Below are 18,473 nucleotides of genomic sequence, written 5' to 3'. Positions count from 1 at the left end.
CGATTCCCGGTCGAAGCGGGATCCTGCAGTTCCTGCTCGGCAGTTAAATTACCACCGATTCGCTTTCCAGTTCTTCGCTTTCGCGTTTCCCTTTCGGCGTGGTCACTACGTTAGCCGATTTCCGCGGCGGCTCATAATCGAGCCGAAAGGCGCATTTCGGCATGCCGAAATTGCACCCCGTCAGGGTGAATCGTAGGTAGTGGTTGGCCCTCTCACGATGCTTCGGCCCGGTCCGATGGACCACGCCAAGAACAGCTGCATCCGTTCAAGCGGCTCGGACTACATTAGGGAAACGTCGAGGGCGAGTCAAGTTGCGCCGCCTCGGCGACCCGCTCGGGCGGGCGAGGCGTAAGGCTCCGAGCCGCTCAGGCTCCGGCGTGCGGCTTGGCTCTCGGGCTCAGTCGGTACGCCGAGACCGTCGGGTCACCGGCGAGGTAGAACCGGTGCTGCCAGTCGTGGGCCTTGCTCACGCCCACCCGAGGACCCGCCTGGATGAGCGCGGCAGGCACCGGTTCCCCCTCGGACAGCACGACCGAGGCACCTGCCAGGAGGTCCGCGCCGTTGTGCTCCGCCGTGATGCCGAGTGCCTGGCAGAAATTCCCCGGGCCCCTGGCAAGCCGGGGGCTCTCGACCTTCTCCCCTCTCCGCCCGCGTGCCAGCTCTTCACCCTCGATGACCCTGCCTGCCCGGATGAGGACCGCCGAGGCGATGCCGTCCGTGCCGGTGACGACGTTCGCGCACCAGTGAAGACCGTGGGACCGGTAGACGTACAGGTGTCCTGCGGGTCCGAACATGACGGCGTTACGGGTCGTCCGGCCCCGGTAGGCGTGGGAGGCCGGGTCAGCGGTGCCGGAGTACGCCTCGGTCTCCGTGATGGCGATACTCACGGTTCCGTCGGGAGTGCTGCAGGTGAGGACGCTCCCGAGCAGCTTGGGGGCGATCTCCTCAGCGGGATGGGCGAGGAGGCCGACGTTCATGCCGACCACCTGGCCGTGCCGTACGTGCGGTGCGGGAAGTGCGTGTCCGTGCCCTCGTTCATGACCTCCGAGGGTACCGGCCCCGGCGCGTCGGGAACCGGCTACCGTCTTGCCGCGTATGTAGGGGTGTCAGCGTCTAGGAGGAGAAGATATGGGCTTCAAGCGGCTGCTCGCGAGCATGGGTGCCGGCGGTGCTTCGGTCGAGACCGAACTGACCGAACTCAACGTCGTGCCCGGCGGGGTGGTCCAGGGCGAGGTCCGGATCCAGGGCGGATCCGTGGACCAGCAGATCCAGGGACTTTCGGTCGGGCTGCAGGCCCGGGTGGAGGTCGAGAGCGGCGACCAGGAGACCAAGCAGAACATCGAGTTCACCCAGCTGCGGCTCGGTGGGGCTTTCCAGGTGCAGGCCGGCGCGGTGCACGTCGTGCCGTTCGGGCTGGAGATCCCCTGGGAGACGCCCATCACCATGTTCGCCGGGCAGCAGCTGCGCGGCATGAACATCGGCGTCACCACTGAGCTGGACATCGCCCACGCCCTGGACGCAGGGGACCTGGACCCGGTCAACGTGCACCCGCTGCCCGCCCAGCAGGCCATCCTGGACGCCTTCGGGCAGCTGGGTTTCGGCTTCCGCAGCGCAGACATGGAGCGCGGGCACATCCGCGGGACGCGGCAGCGTCTGCCGTTCTACCAGGAGATCGAATTCGTCCCCCCACAGCAGTACCGGGGGCTCAACCAGGTGGAGCTGAGCTTCGTCGCGGACGACCGCGAGATGGACGTCGTCCTGGAGATGGACAAGAAGTCGGGTCTCTTCAGCGAGGGCAGCGACTCCTACCGCACGTTCCAGGTGGGTTTCCACGACTTCCAGGGCACGGACTGGGCCGCATATCTCAATCAGTGGCTCGCGCAGGTCGGCGGCCGGCGCAACTGGCTCTGACAAGGCCTAGGGTCGGTGGGAAGAACTCGTACGCCGATCAGGAGAGGTGCTGACGTGACCGAGCCGAAGAGGGCACCGCTGCCGCACGACTTCCACCCCGAGGTTCCCCCGTTCAGCGTGGTGAGCGAGGACCTCGCGCCGGGGGCCGTGCTCGCGGACGCGCAGGTGTTCGCCGCGGGGAACACCTCGCCGCAGCTGCGGTGGGAGGGTTTTCCCGCCGGGACGCGGAGCTTCGCCGTGACGTGCTTCGACCCGGACGCCCCGACGGGCAGCGGGTTCTGGCACTGGGTGGTGTTCGACATCCCCTCGTCGGTCACCGAGCTTCCGGCAGGCGCGGGGAGCGGGGCGTTCGCGGGGCTGCCCGAGGGCGCCGTCCAGGTGCGTAACGACTACGGGACGAAGGAATTCGGCGGGGCCGCGCCTCCTGCCGGTGAGAACCACCGCTATGTCTTCACCGTGTACGCGGTGGACACCGAGAAACTCGGCCCGGACAGTGACGCCTCGCCCGCCGTGGTCGGATTCAATCTGCGGTTCCACACCCTGGGCCGCGCCCAGCTGATCGGGGAGTACGCCGCCCCCGAAAGCTGAGCGTTCGCCTGCTGTTTGCCCTGCCCTGGTCTTGGAGAGATCAGGGCAGGGCACTTTTATTGCGTTGTCCATCACGGCTCGCCCGGCCAGAGTTGATCCGGGCCCGCCGGCATACGGGCGGCACACGGGAGGTGGGCAGGATGCGGGACACACTTGTACTCAACGCGAGCTTCGAGCCACTGTCGACGGTGACTCTCAACCGTGCGGTGGTTCTGATCCTCCAGGACAAGGCCGTCGTCGAGCAGTCGCATCCCGGCCTCCGTATGCGTGGTGCCGCCGTGGACATCCCGGTGCCCCGGGTGATCAGGCTCTGCCGGTACGTCCGGGTGCCGTTCCGAAGACAGGCCCCGTGGTCCAGAAGGGGTGTGCTCATACGGGACCAGCACCGGTGCGCGTACTGCGGGCGCCGGGCGAGCACCGTGGACCATGTGGTGCCGCGGGCCCAGGGCGGCCGGGACGGCTGGCTGAACACCGTGGCCTCCTGCGCGGAGGACAACCACCGCAAGGCGGCCAGGACACCGGAGCAGGCGGGCATGCCGCTGCTGCGTCAGCCGTTCGTGCCCTCGCCCGCGGACACGATGCTCCTCGCGATGGGGGCCGGTGACCGGTCGGCGCTTCCGGAGTGGCTGGCACACTCCGCGGCGTGAGCACCTCGTCCGCCCGGCCAGGGCCCCGCACGACCCGGCAGGAAGACCTGCGGAGCCCGCTCCTCCCTGCGACGAGTTCCGAGGGGCGGGCTTCTTCCGTCAGCGCAGCAGCAGTTGGACGATGGCCGCGGTGCCGACGACGACGATCAAGGCGCGCAGGAAGGCCGGGCTGAGCCGGCGGCCGACCCTGGCTCCTATCTGGCCGCCGATCGCGGAGCCCACCGCGATCAGGACGACGGCCGTCCAGTCGAAGTCCGCGACGAAGAGGAAGAAGAGTGCGGCGACACTGTTGACGACGGCGGCGAGGACGTTCTTGACGGCGTTGAGGCGCTGCATCGTGTCGTCGAGCAGCATGCCCATCAGGGAGAGGTAGATGATGCCCTGGGCCGCCGTGAAGTAGCCGCCGTAGACGCTGGCGAGCATGATGCCGGTGAACAGGAGGGGTCCGCCGTCGAGGCGGGCCGCGGTGCCTGTGCGGTCGCGGCGGCGCTGGACCGCCTTGCTGATGCGGGGTTGCAGGATGACCAGGACCAGCGCGAGGGTCACCAGGACGGGGACGATCGTCTCGAACGCCGTGGACGGCAGGGCGAGTAGGAGGGTCGCCCCGGTCAGTCCGCCGATCAGTGCGCCCCCGCACAGCTTCAGGATGCGACGGCGCTGGCCCACGAGTTCCGCGCGGTAGCCGATGGCGCCGCTGATGGAGCCGGGGATGAGGCCGAGGGCGTTCGACACGGTCGCGGTGACCGGGGGCAGCCCGGTGGCGAGCAGGACCGGGAACGTGATCAGCGTTCCCGATCCGACGATGGTGTTGATCGTGCCGGCGCCGACCCCGGCCGCGAACACCGCGAGAATCTCCCAGATGGACAAGGCCATCTCCTTCGATGGTCAGTGACGCCTCCCCGCCATCAAGGTCGAGGGGCCTGACCGATCATGCACGACGGTGTTCTCCGGTCAGTCGACGGGGGGCTGCTCCCGTCGTTCCGTACCGGTGCTGAAGCCGGGGGCACCGCTGCCGAGGTTGCCGAAGGCACCGCTGAGGCCCTTGAGTGCGTCGCCGATCTCGCTGGGCACGATCCAGAGCTTGTTGGCGTCGCCCTCGGCGATCTTCGGAAGCATCTGGAGGTACTGGTAGGAGAGCAGCTTCTGGTCCGGGTCTCCCGCGTGGATGGCCTCGAAGACCGTACGGATGGCCTGGGACTCACCTTCGGCGCGCAGCGCGGACGCCTTGGCCTCACCTTCGGCGCGCAGGATGGCGGACTGCTTCTCACCCTCGGCGGTGAGGATCGCGGACTGCCTGATGCCTTCGGCGGTGAGGATCGCGGCGCGCTTGTCACGGTCGGCGCGCATCTGCTTCTCCATCGAGTCCTGGATGGAGGTGGGCGGCTCGATGGCCTTGAGCTCGACGCGGTTGACGCGGATGCCCCACTTGCCGGTGGCTTCGTCGAGGACTCCGCGCAGTGCCGCGTTGATCTCCTCACGGGAGGTCAGGGTCCGCTCCAGGTCCATGCCGCCGATGATGTTGCGCAGCGTGGTGACGGTCAGCTGCTCGATCGCCTGGATGTAGCTGGCGACTTCGTACGTGGCGGCTCGGGCGTCGGTCACCTGGTAGTAGATGACGGTGTCGATGTTGACGACGAGGTTGTCCTGGGTGATCACCGGCTGGGGCGGGAAGGGGACGACCTGTTCACGGAGGTCGATCCGGTTGCGGATCGAGTCGATGAACGGGACGACGATGTTCAGCCCGGCGTTGAGCGTGCGGGTGTAGCGGCCGAAGCGCTCCACGATGGCGGCACTGGCCTGCGGGATGACCTGGATCGTCTTGATCAGGGCGATGAAGACGAGCACCACCAGAATGATCAGGACGATGATGATCGAATTCATCGTGTGCCTCGTGCCCTTCGGTTGCCGACGGATCGCGGTGATCGAGATCGAACGGTCATGGCGGTCGCATGGTCATGACGGTTGCGTGGTCATGATGATCGACTTCGATTCTGGCAGACTGTGGCCTGCGGTGTGACCGGTTCGCTCACATGACCACAGCCGTCGCACCGTCGATGTCCACGACGTCCACCTGGCGGCCGGGTTCGAACGTCTGGTCGCCGTCGAAGGAGCGCGCGGACCAGATCTCGCCGGCGAGCTTGATCCGCCCGCCGCCGCCCCCGTCCACCCGCTCCAGCACGACTGCCTGACGGCCTTTCAGTGCGTCGATGCCGGTGGCGTGGGTGGGTTGGCTCGATCGGTGTCTGGCCGCGATCGGACGGACGACCGCGATCAGGGCCACCGAAACCACGACGAAGACCAGGACTTGGGCGACGATGCCGCCGCCGAGTGCCGCCACGACGGCCGCGGCCACCGCTCCGACGGCGAACATCCCGAATTCGGGCATCGCGGTCAGGACGAGGGGGATACCCAGTCCCACCGCACCGATCAGCCACCACACCCACGCGTCGATGTCCACATGGTCATCGTAGGACCGCGGGCACCCTCCCCGACAGGGCGCAGGGGAGGTTGGCTGTGGTGCGACTACTGCCCGAGGGGCAGTCCGTGGGCGGTGTAGCGGTCGCCGTGGTGCTCGACGACGAGCGGCAGGCCGAAGCAGAGGGAGAGGTTCCGGGAGCTGAGCTCGGTCTCCATGGGGCCCGCGGCGAGCACCTTGCCCTGGCGGATCATCAGGACGTGGGTGAAGCCGGGCGCGATCTCCTCGACATGGTGGGTGACCATGACCATGGAGGGGGCGTACTGGTCGCGGGCCAGTCTGCCGAGCCTGCGGACCAGGTCCTCGCGGCCTCCGAGGTCGAGTCCGGCGGCCGGCTCGTCGAGGAGGAGCAGCTCGGGGTCGGTCATCATGGCGCGGGCGATGAGGGTGCGCTTGCGCTCACCCTCGGAGAGCGTACCGAACTTGCGTTCGAGGTAATCGGTCATGCCGAGACGGTCGAGGAAGGCGCGGGCGCGCTCCTCGTCGACGGCCTCGTAGTCCTCGTGCCAGGTGGCGGTCATGCCGTACGCGGCGGTGAGCACCGTCTGCAGCACGGTCTGGCGCTTGGGGAGCTTTTCGGCCATGGCCACGCCCGCGATACCGATACGGGGGCGGAGCTCGAAGACGTCGGTACCGACCCCGCCGAGCCGCTCACCGAGGATCCTGGCCGTGCCGGAGCTGGGGAAGAGGTAGCTGGAGGCGATGTTGAGGAGGGTGGTCTTGCCGGCGCCGTTGGGGCCGAGGATGACCCAGCGCTCCCCCTCCTTGACCGACCAGGAGACGTCGTCCACCAGAGCGCGTCCGTCGCGGACCACGGATACGTCCACCAGCTCCAGTACATCGCTCATGGCGCGTTGTCTCCCCATACAGTGTCGAGATCGTCGCGTGCCTGTGGGGCACAGCTCCCGGTTAAAACCTACGCCACCCGAGGAGTGCTCAGGCCCTGGGGCCGTTCCCTAGGCTGTTCCCATGCTTTCGGAACCACGCTCAGGGCGGCTTGCCGCATGGGGAAACGCGCTTTTGGCAGGACTTGTGTCGCCGGACGACGTGGCGCTCGCGATCGTCGGCGAGGACGCGGTGCACCGAGTGGACGGGCTGCCGGGCGAGGCGGGGCCCGTCGGGCTCACGCTGGCGCTCGGCCGCCTGAGGGGGCTCGGGGCGACCGGGTTCCGGATCGCGCTGCCGGTGCCCGGGCATCCGCTGGGGCTCAGCGGCCCGCCGGACTTCAACGCCAGGGCGCTGGAGGCGGAGGAGGCCGTGGTCATGTCAGGGGCGGCGTACGGCCTCGTGCCGGAGGTGAGCGAGGCAGGGCCCGCCGGAGATCTGCATGTCGAGGTGGTCTGGCGCTGCCTGGCCGTACGGGAGGCGCCGCCGGCCGATGTGCCCTCGCTCGGCGAGGCGGAGCGGGAGCTCGCCGAGGCGTTGCGGGACGCGACGGCGGTGCTGTCGCGGCTGGATGTGGCGGGTTCAGGGCCGGTCGCGGAGGCCGCGGTGGACGCCTATCGGGCGCGTGCGGAACGGGGGCGTGAGGTGCTGGCGCCCGGCTATCCGCCGCGGGCGGTCAGGGTGCTGGAGCTGGCACAGCGTGTGGGGCTGCTGGTGGCGGTGGCCCATGAGAACGGGCACGGCGGGGCGGTGAGCGCGTCCGAGATCGCGGCCCGGGGTGAGGCGCTGCGGCCGGTGGAGCGGGTGGCGCGGCGGGCGCAGGTCGCGGCGTACAACGCGTATGTGGAGGAGCAGGCGCGGTAGAAACGGGAGGTGGCCTCCGGCCGCCGGTCGAGCGGGGTGGCCTCCGACCGCCGGTCGAGCGGGGGCGAGCGTGACCCGCGCCGCCGGGCGGGCTCGGGCGAGCCCTCCCGGCGGCGGGGTGCGAGGCGTCGGTCAGCCGTTCAGGCCGAGGTTGCCGAAGGCCGGGTTGAGCAGGCCCACGACGTTGACCGTGTTGCCGACCACGTTGACCGGGACGTGCACCGGGACCTGGACGACGTTGCCCGAGATGACGCCCGGGGAGCCGACGGCCGTGCCGTGGGCTCCGGCGCCGCCGTGGTCCGTGGCGGAGGCGGCTCCGGCACCGGCGGCGATGATTCCGCCCGCGATCATGGTGACGGCTGCGGCCTTCTTCAGGTTCTTCACTTCAGGATCCTCCTCGCATCGCTGCGGCCGACCGCCGCAGCACGCATGGAGAACGCCGTCACGGCGCGAAGGATGCGCCGTCCGGGTGACATCCACCCGACAGTATGAATCTCTGACTGGAGTGGAACCGTCCGCTTGTCCGTCGAAAGGCCCGCCGAAAGGCCAGTCGCATTCTCTGACAGTGCCCGCCCTGACCCCGCGGGGAGCGCTTTCCCGTCAGCCTGCCGCTCCGTGCCGGACCGCCCACAGCGCCGCCTGGGTCCTGTCCGACAGATCGAGCTTCATCAAGATGTTCGAGACGTGCGTCTTCACCGTCTTCTCCGAGAGGACCAGCGCGCGGGCGATCTCCCGGTTGGAGCGGCCGTCGGCGATCAGCCCGAGCACCTCACGCTCCCGCTCGGTCAGGGTGCTCCCCCGCCCCGTGCCGTTGCCCGTGTCGTCCTGGGCCAGCAGCGCGCCCGCGACCTCGGGCTGGAGCAGGACATGGCCCGCGTGGACCGAGCGGATGGCACCGGCCAGGGCGTCCGGGTCGACGTCCTTGTACACGTAGCCCGATGCTCCCGCCCGCAGGGCGGGCACGACCGTGCGCTGCTCGGTGAAGCTGGTGACGATCAGCACCTTCGCCGGGTTCTCCAGCTCCCTGAGCCTGCGGAGCGCCTCGATTCCGTCCGTACCCGGCATCTTGATGTCCATCAGGACCACGTCGGGCCGCAGCTCCTCGGTCCTGGCGACGCCCTCGGCCCCGTCCGACGCCTCCCCAACGACCTCGATGTCGTCCTGGACCTCCAGGAACGTACGCAGTCCCCTGCGGACCACTTGGTGGTCGTCGACCAGCAACACCTTGATGATCTTGTCAGCCACAGGGGACCTCCATCTGGATCGTGGTGCCCTGGCCGGGCTCCGAAGCGACGGTGAGCCGGCCGCCGACACCGGCGGCCCGGTGCCGCATGGAGACGAGGCCCAGATGCCGCCCGGCGCGCCGGACCGCCTGGGTGTCGAAGCCGCGGCCGTCGTCGGTGATCCGCAGCACCGTGTCCGACGCGCGACGGACGAGCGTGACGGTGACCTGCCCGGCGCCCGAGTGGCGCAGGGCGTTGTGCAGGGCTTCCTGGGCGACCCGGAGCATCGCCTCCTCCTGCGCGGAGGGCAGGGCGCGCACGCCGGCGCTCTCGAAGCTGACCCGAGCGGCGTGGGCCCGGTCCAGTACCTGGATCTGGTTACGGAGCGTGGCGGCCAGACCGTCCTCGTCCAGGGCGGCGGGGCGCAGCTCGACGACGGCCGCGCGCAGCTCGTCCACGGCCTCCCCGGCCAGGGCCGCGACCTGCTGGAGCTCGCCCTTGGCGCGCGCCGGGTCACGGTCGACGAGGGCGGCGGCGGCCTGGGCGGTGAGCCGGAGCGAGAAGAGTTTCTGGCTGACGGCGTCGTGCAGCTCGTGGGCGAGCCGTGAGCGCTCCTCGGCGATCGTGAGCTCGCGGCTGCGTTCGTAGAGCCGGGCGTTGGTGAGCGCGATCGCCGCGTGCTGGGCGAGGATCCCGAGGAGCTCCTCGTCCTCCTCGGTGAAGTTGCAGCCGCCCGTGGGCCTGGGGCAGCGCTTGTTGGCGAGGAAGAGCGCGCCGATGGTCTCGTCGCCGTCCTGGATGGGCAGACCCAGGAAGTCGGACATGTCGGGGTGGGCGTCGGGCCACCCCTCGAAGCGTGGGTCCTCGCGGACGTCGGCGAGCCGCTGGGGCTTCGCCTCCTGGAGCATCGCCGCGAGGATGCCGTGCTGGCGTGGCAGCGGTCCGATGGCCTTCCACTGGTCGTCACTGACCCCGTCGACGACGAACTGGGCGAAGCCCCCGTGGTCGTCCGGCACGCCGAGGGCGGCGTACTCGGCGTCCAGCAGTTCGCGGGCCGAGGCGACGATCGTCTTGAGGACGTCACGCATCTCCACGTGCCTGCTCATGGCGAGCAGTGCGGCACTGACCGCGGCGAGGCCGGAGGGCGGGCGATGACTCATGCGCTCACCGTACCGGCGGGGATTCGGCCGCCGTATCGGGCTGTGGGCCTCCGCCCTTCGGGGCTCAGGACCTAGGCCCGAGCGCCGTCGGCGGCTGCGGCCGACGGACGAGGCGGCGGGCCTCACGGCCTCCGCGCGGCTGGGCGGCCCGGCGGGGACGCCCACCTCCTGCCGCCCCGCCCGAAAAGTCGCTTACGCTCCGCATTACTGAAGCAACTTTTCGTGAGTGCGAAGGGGTCCCCGTGTGAGCCCAGGCATAGGACCCACGTCACTTACGAAGACGGATAGTTGGAGCAAAACGGGCAACTTGCCGGGGTTCAAACCGGACAACGAGGTATGAACGAGACCCCGCTCCACTACGCGGCTTCGTACGTCACACCTTTGCCAGGCCATTTTGCTGGCGCTAAGAATTGCATCTGTCCCCGACGGAGGTGCCCCGGCTTCTTCCGTCTGCGTCCTCGCCGAGGACCCCCTGCAATTCGAAGAGGTACGACTGTATGTCCGTGTCCCGAATCTCCAGCCGTAGCCGTCGTCTGAACAAGGCGCAGAAGCTCTCCGTCGCGGGGGTCTCGACCCTGGCCGCCGCCGCTGTCTCCTTCTCGCTCATCCCCCACGACGCTTCGGCCACGGCCGAGCCGCAGGCCGCGTCGGCCGCCGCGCCGGTCGCCTACACCGGCTCGAAGGCCAAGAGCGTCCAGTCCAGCGCCATAGAGAAGAACTCGACGGCCGAGCAGCTGGTGAAGGCCGCCGACGCGGCCAAGGCCAAGGACGCCGCCGAGAAGAAGAAGGCCACCGCCAAGGCCAAGGCCGACGCGAAGAAGCGTTCCGCCAGCAAGTCCAGCCGTGCGGCCGACCGCAAGCCGGTCTACGCCAACAACCTGGACGGCTGGATCCGCGAGTCCCTGGCGATCATGAAGGAAAAGAAGATCCCCGGTACGTACGAGGGCCTGCACCGCAACATCATCCGTGAGTCCAGCGGTAACCCCCGTGCCATCAACAACTGGGACATCAACGCGATCAACGGCATCCCCTCGAAGGGTCTGCTGCAGGTCATCAAGCCGACCTTCGACTTCTACCACGTCAAGGGCACCAAGAAGGACCAGTACGACCCGGTCGCCAACATCACCGCGGCCGCCAACTACGCCGCCGACAAGTACGGCTCGATCGACAAGGTCGACAGCGCCTACTGAGCCACGCACCGAGCAAGGCCTGGCATAGCGGCCGACCTGCCGGTCCGCAGCGTCGCGTGACCGGCCGGCACATGCCGAAGGGCGGCACCCCGCGGGGTGCCGCCCTCGGGCGTTTCCGGGTCCGGTGCGGGCCCGGCGGGCGTTACTTGCGCATCACCTCGGGCTCGTGGCGCCGCAGCAGTCGCGAGACGACGAAGAAGAGGACCACGGCCATGACCAGCAGCACCGAGATGTTCATCCCCCACTGGCCGGCCGAGCTCTCCCAGAGCGGGTCCAGGTCCGTCGGGTTGTCCGTGTCCCACGGCGGCATCAGGTGGCCGAGGTCCAGCGTGGCCCCGGCCGCGGCCACCGCCCAGCGTGAAGGCATCAGCCAGGCGAACTGCTCAAGCCCGGGCGAACCGTAGAGCTGGAAGAGCACCCCGGTGAAGACCACCTGGACGATGGCGAACATGACCAGCAGCGGCATGGTCTTCTCGGCGGTCTTCACCAGCGCGGAGATCATCAGCCCGACCATCATCGAGGTGAACCCGAGCGCGATGATCGCCAGGCAGATCTCCACGGCCGGGGACATGAACAGTCCCTCGTCGGGCAGCTTCCGGGTGGACAGACCGATCCCGCAGATGATCACGCCCTGGAGGGCAGTGATCACGCCGAGGACAATCACCTTGGAGGTCAGATAGGCGGAACGGGAGAGACCTGTGGCCCGTTCCCGCTCGTAGATCACCCGTTCCTTGATCAGTTCTCGTACGGAGTTGGCGGAACCGGCGAAGCACATACCGACCGCGAGAATCAGCAGAATGGTGCCGGCCTTGCTGTTGAACTGCTTGTTCGGCACATCGGGTGGGACCAGGCCGAACTCCGCCGGGATGACCACGCTGACGATGCCGAGCACCGCGGGCAGGATCACCATCAGGGCGAGAAAGCCCTTGTCGGACGCGATCACCGAGATGTAGCGGCGCATCAGCGTCCACAGCTGGGCCGCCCAGCCCGAGGGCTTCGGGGGACGGATCTGCTGCGGCGGGGGCATGTGCACGGGCTGCGCGGCGACGGCGTCGATGTCCGCGGCGTACATCTGGTAGTGCTGCGAGCCGCGCCAGCGGCCCGCCCAGTCGTAGTCGCGGTAGTTCTCGAACGCGGAGAAGACGTCGGCCCAGGAGGTGTAGCCGAAGAAGTTCAGCGCCTCCTCGGGCGGGCCGAAGTAGGCGACGGATCCGCCGGGCGCCATCACCAGGAGCTTGTCGCAGATGGCCAGCTCGGCCACGGAGTGCGTGACCACCAGGACCGTACGGCCGTCGTCGGCGAGACCACGCAGCAGCTGCATGACATCGCGGTCCATGCCCGGGTCGAGGCCGGAGGTCGGCTCGTCCAGGAAGATCAGGGACGGCTTGGTCAGCAGCTCCAGGGCGACCGACACGCGCTTGCGCTGGCCGCCGGAGAGCGAGGTGACCTTCTTGTCCTTGTGGATGTCGAGCTTGAGCTCGGCGAGTACCTCATGGATCCGGGCGGTGCGCTCGGCCTCGGTGGTGTCCGCGGGGAAGCGGAGCTTGGCCGCGTAGCTGAGCGCCTTGGTGACCGTGAGTTCCTTGTGCAGGATGTCGTCCTGCGGGACCAGGCCGATGCGCTGCCTCAGCTCGGCGAACTGCTTGTACAGGTTCCGGTTGTCGTAGAGGACGTCACCCTGGTTGGCGGGCCGGTAGCCGGTGAGCGCCTTGAGCAGGGTGGACTTGCCGGAGCCCGACGGGCCGATGACGGCGATGAGGGACTTCTCGGGGACGCCGAACGAGACGTCCTTGAGGATGTTCTTGCCGCCGTCGACCGTGACGGTGAGGTGGCGGGCCGAGAACGAGACCTCACCGGTGTCGACGAACTCTTCCAGCCGGTCCCCGACCAGCCGGAAGGTCGAGTGACCGACACCGACGGTGTCGTTCGGGCCGATGAGCGCGGAGCCGGACTTGCTGAGCGGCTGGCCGTTGACGTAGGTGCCGTTGTGCGATCCGAGGTCACGGATCTCGAAGCGGCCGTCGGGCGTCGCCCGGAATTCGGCGTGCAGGCGCGAGACCTGGAGGTCGGAGACCACCAGCTCGTTCTCCAGCGCACGACCGATACGCATGACCCGGCCGAGGTCCAGCTGGTGGAACGTCGTCGGACTCCGGTCGCCGTACACCGGCGGTGTCCCGGCACCACCGGGCCCGCCCGCACCGGGCGGGCCGGCGTGGCCCTGCTGGTGCGGGACCGGGGGCTGCTGCGGCATCTGCTGCGGCTGCTGCCAGGCGCCCTGCTGCTGCGCCTGACCGCCGGACCAGCCGGCCGGGGCCTGCTGCTGCGGCGGCTGCGGCTGCGGCTGCTGGGCCGGGGCATGCTGCTGCACCGGGGGCGCGGACGCCTGCGGTGCCCCGGCCGCGTTCCCGCCATGGACCGCGGCGCCCGCCGCCGCGGCGGTGAGATTAAGGCGCGGGCCGTCAGTGGCGTTGCCCAGGTGGACCGAGGTCCCCGGGGCGATCTCCATCTGCTGGATACGCCGGCCCTGCACATAGGTGCCGTTCGTGCTGCCGTGGTCCTCGATGGACCAGGCACGGCCGTTCCAGCTGATCGTGGCATGCCGCCACGACACCCTGGCGTCGTCGATCATCAGGTCGCCCTGCGGATCACGTCCGAGGGTGTACGGCCTGGACGGATCGAGCGCCCAGGTCCTTCCATTCAATTCCAGTACGAGTTCCGGCACTCCGCGCCCCACTAGTTGTCCCCCGTGTCGCCCCCGTCGCAGGGAGCCTAGGGATGCTGAACATCGTGGGGAACTATTCCAGGAGCGGTCCCGTAACGGAAAGCCGGGCGGCGTGAAGACGGCGCGGAGGCTCGGCAGTGCCTCCGGCGACTCGGGACAAATGAGTCGTGGGCGTCCATTCGAGGCGCCCGTTTCCCGGATCCGAGGCGCCCGTTTCCCGGATCCGAGACGCCAGTTCGCCGGACCTGCCGCTCATTCGGGGCCCCGAACGGCGGCTGTCCGTCACTCGGGACGGCTTCGGAGCTCGCCCCGTGGACCTATACGGTGGGGACCACCATGAGCGCACCTCAGCCACCTCGGTCACCCCGGTCTCCTGAGCCTCCCGAGCCTCCTCGGGGCACGGACGCCCCCACCCTTCTCGTCAAGATCTTCGGGAAGGACCGGCCGGGCATCACAGCCGGACTTTTCGACACCCTGGCCGCCTGGGCCGTCGATGTCGTGGACATCGAGCAGGTCGTCACCCGTGGCCGCATCGTCCTGTGCGCCCTGGTGACCTCGCCGGATCCCGGCGGCACTGCGGAGGGCGACCTCCGGGCGACCGTGCACAGCTGGGCGGAGTCGCTGAAGCTGCAGGCCGAGATCATCTCGGGCACGGGCGACAACCGCCCCCGGGGCTACGGCCGTTCGCATGTGACCGTGCTGGGGCAGCCGCTGACCGCGGAGTCCACGGCGGCCATAGCGGCCAGGATCACCTCCACGGGCGGCAACATCGACCGCATCTTCCGCCTGGCGAAGTACCCCGTCACCGCCGTCGAGTTCGCGGTGTCCGGCACCGCCACGGAGGGGCTGCGGACCGCGCTGGCGACGGAGGCCGCCGACATCGGCGTCGACATCGCCGTCATGTCGGCCGGGCTGAGCCGCCGTGCGCAGCGGCTGGTCGTCATGGATGTGGATTCCACGCTCATCCAGGACGAGGTGATCGAGCTCTTCGCGGCCCATGCGGGCTGTGAGGCCGAGGTCGCCGCGGTGACCGAGCAGGCGATGCGAGGCGAGCTCGACTTCGAGCAGTCCCTGCACGCGCGGGTGCGGCTGCTGGCCGGGCTCGACGTGTCGGTGGTGGACAAGGTGCGGGCCGAGGTCCGGCTGACGCCCGGCGCCCGCACCCTGATCAGGACACTGAAGCGGCTGGGCTACCAGGTGGGCGTGGTCTCGGGCGGCTTCACCCAGGTCACGGACGACCTCAGGGAGCGCCTCGGGCTCGACTTCGCCTCCGCCAACACGCTGGAGATCGTCGACGGCAAGCTCACCGGCCGGGTCGTGGGCGACATCGTGGACCGGGCGGGCAAGGCGCGGCTGCTGCGCAGCTTCGCCGAGCAGGCGGGGGTGCCGCTGGAGCAGACGGTGGCGATCGGTGACGGCGCGAACGATCTGGACATGCTGAACACCGCCGGTCTGGGGGTCGCCTTCAACGCCAAGCCGGTCGTACGCCGGGCCGCCCACACGGCGGTGAACGTCCCGTTCCTCGACACCGTGCTGTATCTGCTCGGGATCACCCGCGAAGAGGTCGAGACCGCCGACGGCGTGGTGGTGGACTGACCTGCCCGGCCCCGCACGACGCGAGGGGCGCCGGCACCCATGGTGTGTGCCGGCGCCCCTTCGTGCGTGTGCCGTCGCGTGTGCCGTCGGTCAGTCGTTCGGCGTCCAGTACTCGACGAGCTTGCCCACGCCGTGTTCCAGGCTCTTCCACGGGCCGGGGAACTCGATGACGGCGTAGGCGGCCGTCGGGAAGCCGTCCCTGGTCATACGGGCGAGCGTATCGCCGTCGGCCCCGCCCGAGAGCGCGTCCGCGGCACCGTGCATGCCGGGGTTGTGGCCGATGACCAGCAGATTGCGCACATCTTCGGGGGTCTCACCGAACAGGGCGATCAGTTCGCCGAGGGAGGCCTCGTACAGTCTTTCCTCGTACACGGTCCTGGGGCGCTGCGCGAATTCGTGGACCGCGAGCTTCCAGGTCTCGCGGGTCCTGGCCGCGGTCGAACACAGGGCCAGGTCGAAGACGGTTCCCGAATCGGCCAGCTTGCGGCCGGCGACGGGGGCGTCCTTCCTGCCCCGTTCCGCCAGTGGCCGCTCATGGTCGGACTGCTGCGACCATTCCGCCTTTGCATGCCTGAGAAGGACGATCCTGCGAGGTGTATCGACGCTCATACACCTCAGCTTCGCACGAATTGTGCGGCCGGGCGCAGGGTGTTGACGTGCTCGTTCGCCGGGAGTGAATGCCGGGCTCCGGGGCGTGTACGGGCCCGGTCAGGCGGGCATCAGACCCAGGATGTGCCCGAGCAGCTGCGCGATCGCCGAGCCCCCGATCGAGGAGCCGCCGGTGGCGTGCGCCTGGCCGGGTTCCACGATCAGCAGGAGGAGCGCGGCGAAGGCGAGGCCGGGCAGCGCGACGGCCCACCACGGCAGCCGGACGTCCACGGTGTCCGTGGCCCGGCGGGGCGTCTGGGGGTGCGTAGGGGCCGACATGTCCGCCTCCGTGGGTCCTCGGCTGTGTTACCGAGAACCTACGGTCCGGCCGGCGGCGGTCCCATCCGGTGACCCACCCACTCGACCCTGAACCTGACCCCCTAGGGGACAGGGGGCTGGCCCCACCCCTGGGGCGGAGCGACGGCCGGATCAGGGTGAGGCGATCGTGGCGATCACACCGATGATCACGGAGATGAGAAGCATCGTCCCGAGGACGAGGAGAAGCTTCTTCTGGCCGTTCTGAGGATTCGGATCGAGCACTGGCATGCGCACAGTCTCGCATCTCAGCATTCGTCCTCGATCTTCCGGTCCCGTCCCGCGAGCATTCCCGCGACCGTCTGCGGTACGAGGAGGGCCGCCATGAGGGTGAGCGGCAGGCCCCAGCCGCCGCTGTGCTGGTAGAGCACGCCGACGAGCAGCGGACCGGGGATCGAGAGCAGATAGCCGGTGGACTGGGCGAAGGCGGAGAGCCTGACCACGCCCGCACCGGTCCCCGCACGCATCCCGATCATGGTGAGGGCGAGCGGGAACGCGCAGTTGGCGATTCCCAGCAGCAGCGCCCAGACCCAGGCACCTCCGGCCGGGGCCAGATAGAGGCCCCCGTAGCCGAGAAGGCCGCAACTGCTGAGGACGAGGACGATCGGGCCCTGGGTACGCAGCCGGGTGGCGACCCGGGGGATGACGAAGGCGAGGGGGACGCCCATGGCCATGGTCACGGCGAGCAGGACGCCCGCGGTGCCCGCCGCGATCCCCGCGTCACGGAAGATCTGCGGCATCCAGCCCATCGTGATGTACGCGGCGGTCGCCTGGAGCCCGAAGAAGCAGGCGAGCGCCCAGGACGTACGGCTGCGGGTGATGCGGAGCGCGGGGGCAGGGGCTCCCGCGGCCGGCCCCGAGGCGTTTCGGCGGTCCTTCACGAAGGGCAGCCAGGGCAGGATCGCGACGGCGGCAAGACCCGCCCAGACGGCCAGCCCGGTCTTCCAGCTGCCGCCCAGCGCGTCCGTCAGGGGCACGGTGAGGGCGGCGGCGAGAGCGGTGCCGAGAGCGAGGGCCATCGAGTAGAGACCCGTCACGGTGCCGACCCGGTCGGGGAACCAGCGCTTGACGATGACGGGCATCAGGACGTTGCTGACGGCGATGCCCATCAGGGCGAGGGCGCTGGCGGCCAGGAACCCCGCGGTGCCGCCCACGAACGGGCGCAGCAGCAGGCCACTGGCGATCGCCACCATGCCCGCGCAGATGACGGCACCGGGCCCGAACCGCCGGGCGAGCCGCGGCGCCATGAAGCCGAACACCGCGAAGCAGAGCGGCGGCACCGAGGTGAGGACACCGGCGACGCTGCCGCTCATGTGCAGGGTGTCCCGGACCTCTTCGAGGAGGGGGCCGAGGCTGGTGATGGCGGGCCGGAGGTTGAGCGCGGCGAGTACCAGGCCGACGGTGAGGATCCGCAGCACCCAGGGTGAGGGTCCCGGCGTGGGGCTGTCGGAGGTGGGTGTGCCGGGGGCGGTGGGTGGACTCAGGGTCGGGGACTCGTCGTGACGCATGAGACCCATCATAGAATCATGGGATGATTGACTGTCCACTCCCGGAGCAAGGAGCATCATGGCGCTGACCTCGACGCGGCGTTCGGCTCTCGCCGACCAGGTGATTGCCCAGCTGAGGAACCAGATCACCGCGGGTGAGTGGCCCGTGGGCTCCCGGATCCCCACAGAGCCCGAACTGGTCGAGCAGCTCGGGGTCGCCCGCAACACGGTGCGCGAGGCGGTGCGCGCCCTGGCGCACAACGGGCTGCTGGACATCCGCCAGGGCTCCGGCACGTATGTGGTGGCGACCAGTGAGCTGGCCGGGGTGATGCAGCGCCGGTTCGCGGACGCCGACCCCCGGCATGTCGGCGAGCTGCGCTCCACCCTGGAGTCGTCGGCGGCCAGGCTCGCCGCCCTGCGCCGCACGGACCGGGACCTGCGGCAGCTGGACCTGCTGATGGCGCGGCGCGAGGAGGCCTGGGGTTCAGGGGACGCGGAGGCCTTCGTGGCAGCGGACGCGACCCTGCATCTCGCCGTGGTGGCCGCCTCCCACAACGACGTACTGACCGAGCTCTACGCCGACCTGAACGACCTGCTCCGCGACTACCTGCGCGAGGACGTGGGCTCGAAGGTGGGGCCCACGGAACTCATGGACCACGCCCGACTGGTCGAGGCGATCCGTGCGGGCGACGCGGACACGGCCGCCGCCGAGGCCGCGGCCCACGCCCTGGACTGCCTGCGCGAGCGGGTCTGAGGCTGCC

General features: G+C 69.6%; 20 protein-coding genes. 7 read left to right on the top strand and 13 right to left on the bottom strand.

Features of this window, described 5'->3' with window-relative positions; genetic code table 11:
- Positions 1-365: 365 nt before the first annotated feature.
- Positions 366-977, bottom strand: coding sequence for a DNA-3-methyladenine glycosylase (locus AB0C75_RS06260; protein WP_362887591.1), 612 nt, complete (start codon positions 975-977; stop codon positions 366-368).
- Between the two features lie 151 nt (positions 978-1,128).
- Here AB0C75_RS06260 and AB0C75_RS06255 point away from each other — a divergent pair, with 151 nt between their 5' ends.
- The 3 genes from AB0C75_RS06255 to AB0C75_RS06245 all read left to right on the top strand — a co-directional run bounded on the left by AB0C75_RS06255 (position 1,129) and on the right by AB0C75_RS06245 (position 3,146).
- On the top strand, positions 1,129-1,911 hold the full coding sequence (locus AB0C75_RS06255; protein WP_362887589.1) for a sporulation protein: 783 nt from the start codon (positions 1,129-1,131) through the stop codon (positions 1,909-1,911).
- 54 nt (positions 1,912-1,965) lie between these two features.
- Positions 1,966-2,499: a YbhB/YbcL family Raf kinase inhibitor-like protein gene (locus AB0C75_RS06250; RefSeq protein ID WP_362887587.1), complete on the top strand. Its 534-nt coding sequence runs from the start codon at positions 1,966-1,968 to the stop codon at positions 2,497-2,499.
- A 140-nt stretch (positions 2,500-2,639) separates the two neighbouring features.
- The gene (locus AB0C75_RS06245) at positions 2,640-3,146 is read left to right on the top strand and encodes an HNH endonuclease (protein ID WP_362887585.1); all 507 of its coding nucleotides are present in this window, start codon (positions 2,640-2,642) and stop codon (positions 3,144-3,146) included.
- A 99-nt stretch (positions 3,147-3,245) separates the two neighbouring features.
- On the opposite strand, the gene AB0C75_RS06240 is transcribed toward AB0C75_RS06245, so the two are convergent.
- The 4 genes from AB0C75_RS06240 to AB0C75_RS06225 form a co-directional block, all read right to left on the bottom strand.
- Positions 3,246-4,013 carry a sulfite exporter TauE/SafE family protein gene (locus AB0C75_RS06240; protein WP_362887583.1) on the bottom strand — a complete coding sequence of 256 codons (768 nt, stop codon included), beginning with the start codon at positions 4,011-4,013 and terminating at the stop codon, positions 3,246-3,248.
- Positions 4,014-4,097: 84 nt separating this feature from the next.
- Positions 4,098-5,027 carry an SPFH domain-containing protein gene (locus AB0C75_RS06235; protein WP_362887581.1) on the bottom strand — a complete coding sequence of 310 codons (930 nt, stop codon included), beginning with the start codon at positions 5,025-5,027 and terminating at the stop codon, positions 4,098-4,100.
- Positions 5,028-5,172: 145 nt separating this feature from the next.
- The gene (locus AB0C75_RS06230) at positions 5,173-5,604 is read right to left on the bottom strand and encodes an NfeD family protein (RefSeq protein WP_362887579.1); all 432 of its coding nucleotides are present in this window, start codon (positions 5,602-5,604) and stop codon (positions 5,173-5,175) included.
- 65 nt (positions 5,605-5,669) lie between these two features.
- On the bottom strand, positions 5,670-6,470 hold the full coding sequence (locus AB0C75_RS06225) for an ABC transporter ATP-binding protein (RefSeq protein ID WP_362887577.1): 801 nt from the start codon (positions 6,468-6,470) through the stop codon (positions 5,670-5,672).
- A gap of 121 nt (positions 6,471-6,591) precedes the next feature.
- Here AB0C75_RS06225 and AB0C75_RS06220 point away from each other — a divergent pair, with 121 nt between their 5' ends.
- Positions 6,592-7,371: a hypothetical protein gene (locus tag AB0C75_RS06220; protein ID WP_362887575.1), complete on the top strand. Its 780-nt coding sequence runs from the start codon at positions 6,592-6,594 to the stop codon at positions 7,369-7,371.
- Positions 7,372-7,503: 132 nt separating this feature from the next.
- Here the strand turns inward: AB0C75_RS06220 and AB0C75_RS06215 are convergent, their stop codons facing one another.
- From AB0C75_RS06215 to AB0C75_RS06205, 3 genes are all read right to left on the bottom strand, one after another.
- The gene (locus AB0C75_RS06215; protein ID WP_362887573.1) at positions 7,504-7,755 is read right to left on the bottom strand and encodes a chaplin family protein; all 252 of its coding nucleotides are present in this window, start codon (positions 7,753-7,755) and stop codon (positions 7,504-7,506) included.
- Between the two features lie 216 nt (positions 7,756-7,971).
- Positions 7,972-8,616: a response regulator transcription factor gene (locus AB0C75_RS06210; protein ID WP_351279030.1), complete on the bottom strand. Its 645-nt coding sequence runs from the start codon at positions 8,614-8,616 to the stop codon at positions 7,972-7,974.
- Entirely contained in the window at positions 8,609-9,754 is a 1,146-nt protein-coding gene (locus tag AB0C75_RS06205; RefSeq protein ID WP_362887571.1) for a GAF domain-containing sensor histidine kinase, read from the bottom strand. The genes AB0C75_RS06210 and AB0C75_RS06205 overlap by 8 nt, the downstream gene beginning before the upstream one ends.
- 497 nt (positions 9,755-10,251) lie before the next feature.
- On the opposite strand from AB0C75_RS06205, the gene AB0C75_RS06200 reads away from it, so the two are divergent.
- Positions 10,252-10,944, top strand: a complete 693-nt coding sequence (locus tag AB0C75_RS06200; protein ID WP_362887569.1) for a transglycosylase SLT domain-containing protein — start codon at positions 10,252-10,254, stop codon at positions 10,942-10,944.
- Between the two features lie 142 nt (positions 10,945-11,086).
- Here the strand turns inward: AB0C75_RS06200 and AB0C75_RS06195 are convergent, their stop codons facing one another.
- A complete protein-coding gene (locus AB0C75_RS06195; RefSeq protein WP_362887567.1) occupies positions 11,087-13,678 on the bottom strand; it encodes an FHA domain-containing protein in 2,592 nt (863 codons plus the stop codon).
- 324 nt (positions 13,679-14,002) lie between these two features.
- On the opposite strand from AB0C75_RS06195, the gene serB reads away from it, so the two are divergent.
- Positions 14,003-15,262, top strand: coding sequence for a phosphoserine phosphatase SerB (gene serB / locus AB0C75_RS06190; RefSeq protein ID WP_362887565.1), 1,260 nt, complete (start codon positions 14,003-14,005; stop codon positions 15,260-15,262).
- Positions 15,263-15,352: 90 nt separating this feature from the next.
- On the opposite strand, the gene AB0C75_RS06185 is transcribed toward serB, so the two are convergent.
- The 4 genes from AB0C75_RS06185 to AB0C75_RS06170 form a co-directional block, all read right to left on the bottom strand.
- On the bottom strand, positions 15,353-15,871 hold the full coding sequence (locus tag AB0C75_RS06185; protein WP_362887563.1) for a histidine phosphatase family protein: 519 nt from the start codon (positions 15,869-15,871) through the stop codon (positions 15,353-15,355).
- Between the two features lie 99 nt (positions 15,872-15,970).
- Entirely contained in the window at positions 15,971-16,189 is a 219-nt protein-coding gene (locus AB0C75_RS06180; RefSeq protein ID WP_362887561.1) for a hypothetical protein, read from the bottom strand.
- A 150-nt stretch (positions 16,190-16,339) separates the two neighbouring features.
- Positions 16,340-16,456 (bottom strand): SGM_5486 family transporter-associated protein, encoded by a 117-nt coding sequence (locus AB0C75_RS06175; protein ID WP_362887559.1) that lies wholly within the window; start codon positions 16,454-16,456, stop codon positions 16,340-16,342.
- 17 nt (positions 16,457-16,473) lie between these two features.
- A complete protein-coding gene (locus AB0C75_RS06170; protein WP_362887557.1) occupies positions 16,474-17,733 on the bottom strand; it encodes an MFS transporter in 1,260 nt (419 codons plus the stop codon).
- A gap of 58 nt (positions 17,734-17,791) precedes the next feature.
- Here AB0C75_RS06170 and AB0C75_RS06165 point away from each other — a divergent pair, with 58 nt between their 5' ends.
- Entirely contained in the window at positions 17,792-18,466 is a 675-nt protein-coding gene (locus tag AB0C75_RS06165) for a FadR/GntR family transcriptional regulator (protein WP_362887555.1), read from the top strand.
- The last annotated feature ends 7 nt before the right edge of the window (positions 18,467-18,473 follow it).

The sequence above is a fragment of the Streptomyces sp. NPDC048565 genome, assembly GCF_040650935.1.
In the GTDB taxonomy this organism is placed as follows: Bacteria; Actinomycetota; Actinomycetes; order Streptomycetales; family Streptomycetaceae; genus Streptomyces.
Note: the sequence above shows the minus strand (reverse complement) of the source record. Positions and strands in the feature narration are given on the sequence as shown.

Bases quoted from the DNA above. Each gene is read 5' to 3' on its own strand.
- AB0C75_RS06220 (WP_362887575.1), top strand. From the start codon at position 6,592: ATGCTTTCGGAACCACGCTCAGGGCGGCTTGCCGCATGGGGAAACGCG.
- AB0C75_RS06175 (WP_362887559.1), bottom strand. From the start codon at position 16,456: ATGCCAGTGCTCGATCCGAATCCTCAGAACGGCCAGAAGAAGCTTCTC.
- AB0C75_RS06180 (WP_362887561.1), bottom strand. From the start codon at position 16,189: ATGTCGGCCCCTACGCACCCCCAGACGCCCCGCCGGGCCACGGACACC.
- AB0C75_RS06225 (WP_362887577.1), bottom strand. From the start codon at position 6,470: ATGAGCGATGTACTGGAGCTGGTGGACGTATCCGTGGTCCGCGACGGA.
- AB0C75_RS06170 (WP_362887557.1), bottom strand. From the start codon at position 17,733: ATGCGTCACGACGAGTCCCCGACCCTGAGTCCACCCACCGCCCCCGGC.
- AB0C75_RS06235 (WP_362887581.1), bottom strand. From the start codon at position 5,027: ATGAATTCGATCATCATCGTCCTGATCATTCTGGTGGTGCTCGTCTTC.
- AB0C75_RS06185 (WP_362887563.1), bottom strand. From the start codon at position 15,871: ATGAGCGTCGATACACCTCGCAGGATCGTCCTTCTCAGGCATGCAAAG.
- AB0C75_RS06205 (WP_362887571.1), bottom strand. From the start codon at position 9,754: ATGAGTCATCGCCCGCCCTCCGGCCTCGCCGCGGTCAGTGCCGCACTG.
- AB0C75_RS06245 (WP_362887585.1), top strand. From the start codon at position 2,640: ATGCGGGACACACTTGTACTCAACGCGAGCTTCGAGCCACTGTCGACG.
- AB0C75_RS06165 (WP_362887555.1), top strand. From the start codon at position 17,792: ATGGCGCTGACCTCGACGCGGCGTTCGGCTCTCGCCGACCAGGTGATT.
- serB (WP_362887565.1), top strand. From the start codon at position 14,003: ATGAGCGCACCTCAGCCACCTCGGTCACCCCGGTCTCCTGAGCCTCCC.
- AB0C75_RS06200 (WP_362887569.1), top strand. From the start codon at position 10,252: ATGTCCGTGTCCCGAATCTCCAGCCGTAGCCGTCGTCTGAACAAGGCG.
- AB0C75_RS06260 (WP_362887591.1), bottom strand. From the start codon at position 977: ATGAACGTCGGCCTCCTCGCCCATCCCGCTGAGGAGATCGCCCCCAAG.
- AB0C75_RS06255 (WP_362887589.1), top strand. From the start codon at position 1,129: ATGGGCTTCAAGCGGCTGCTCGCGAGCATGGGTGCCGGCGGTGCTTCG.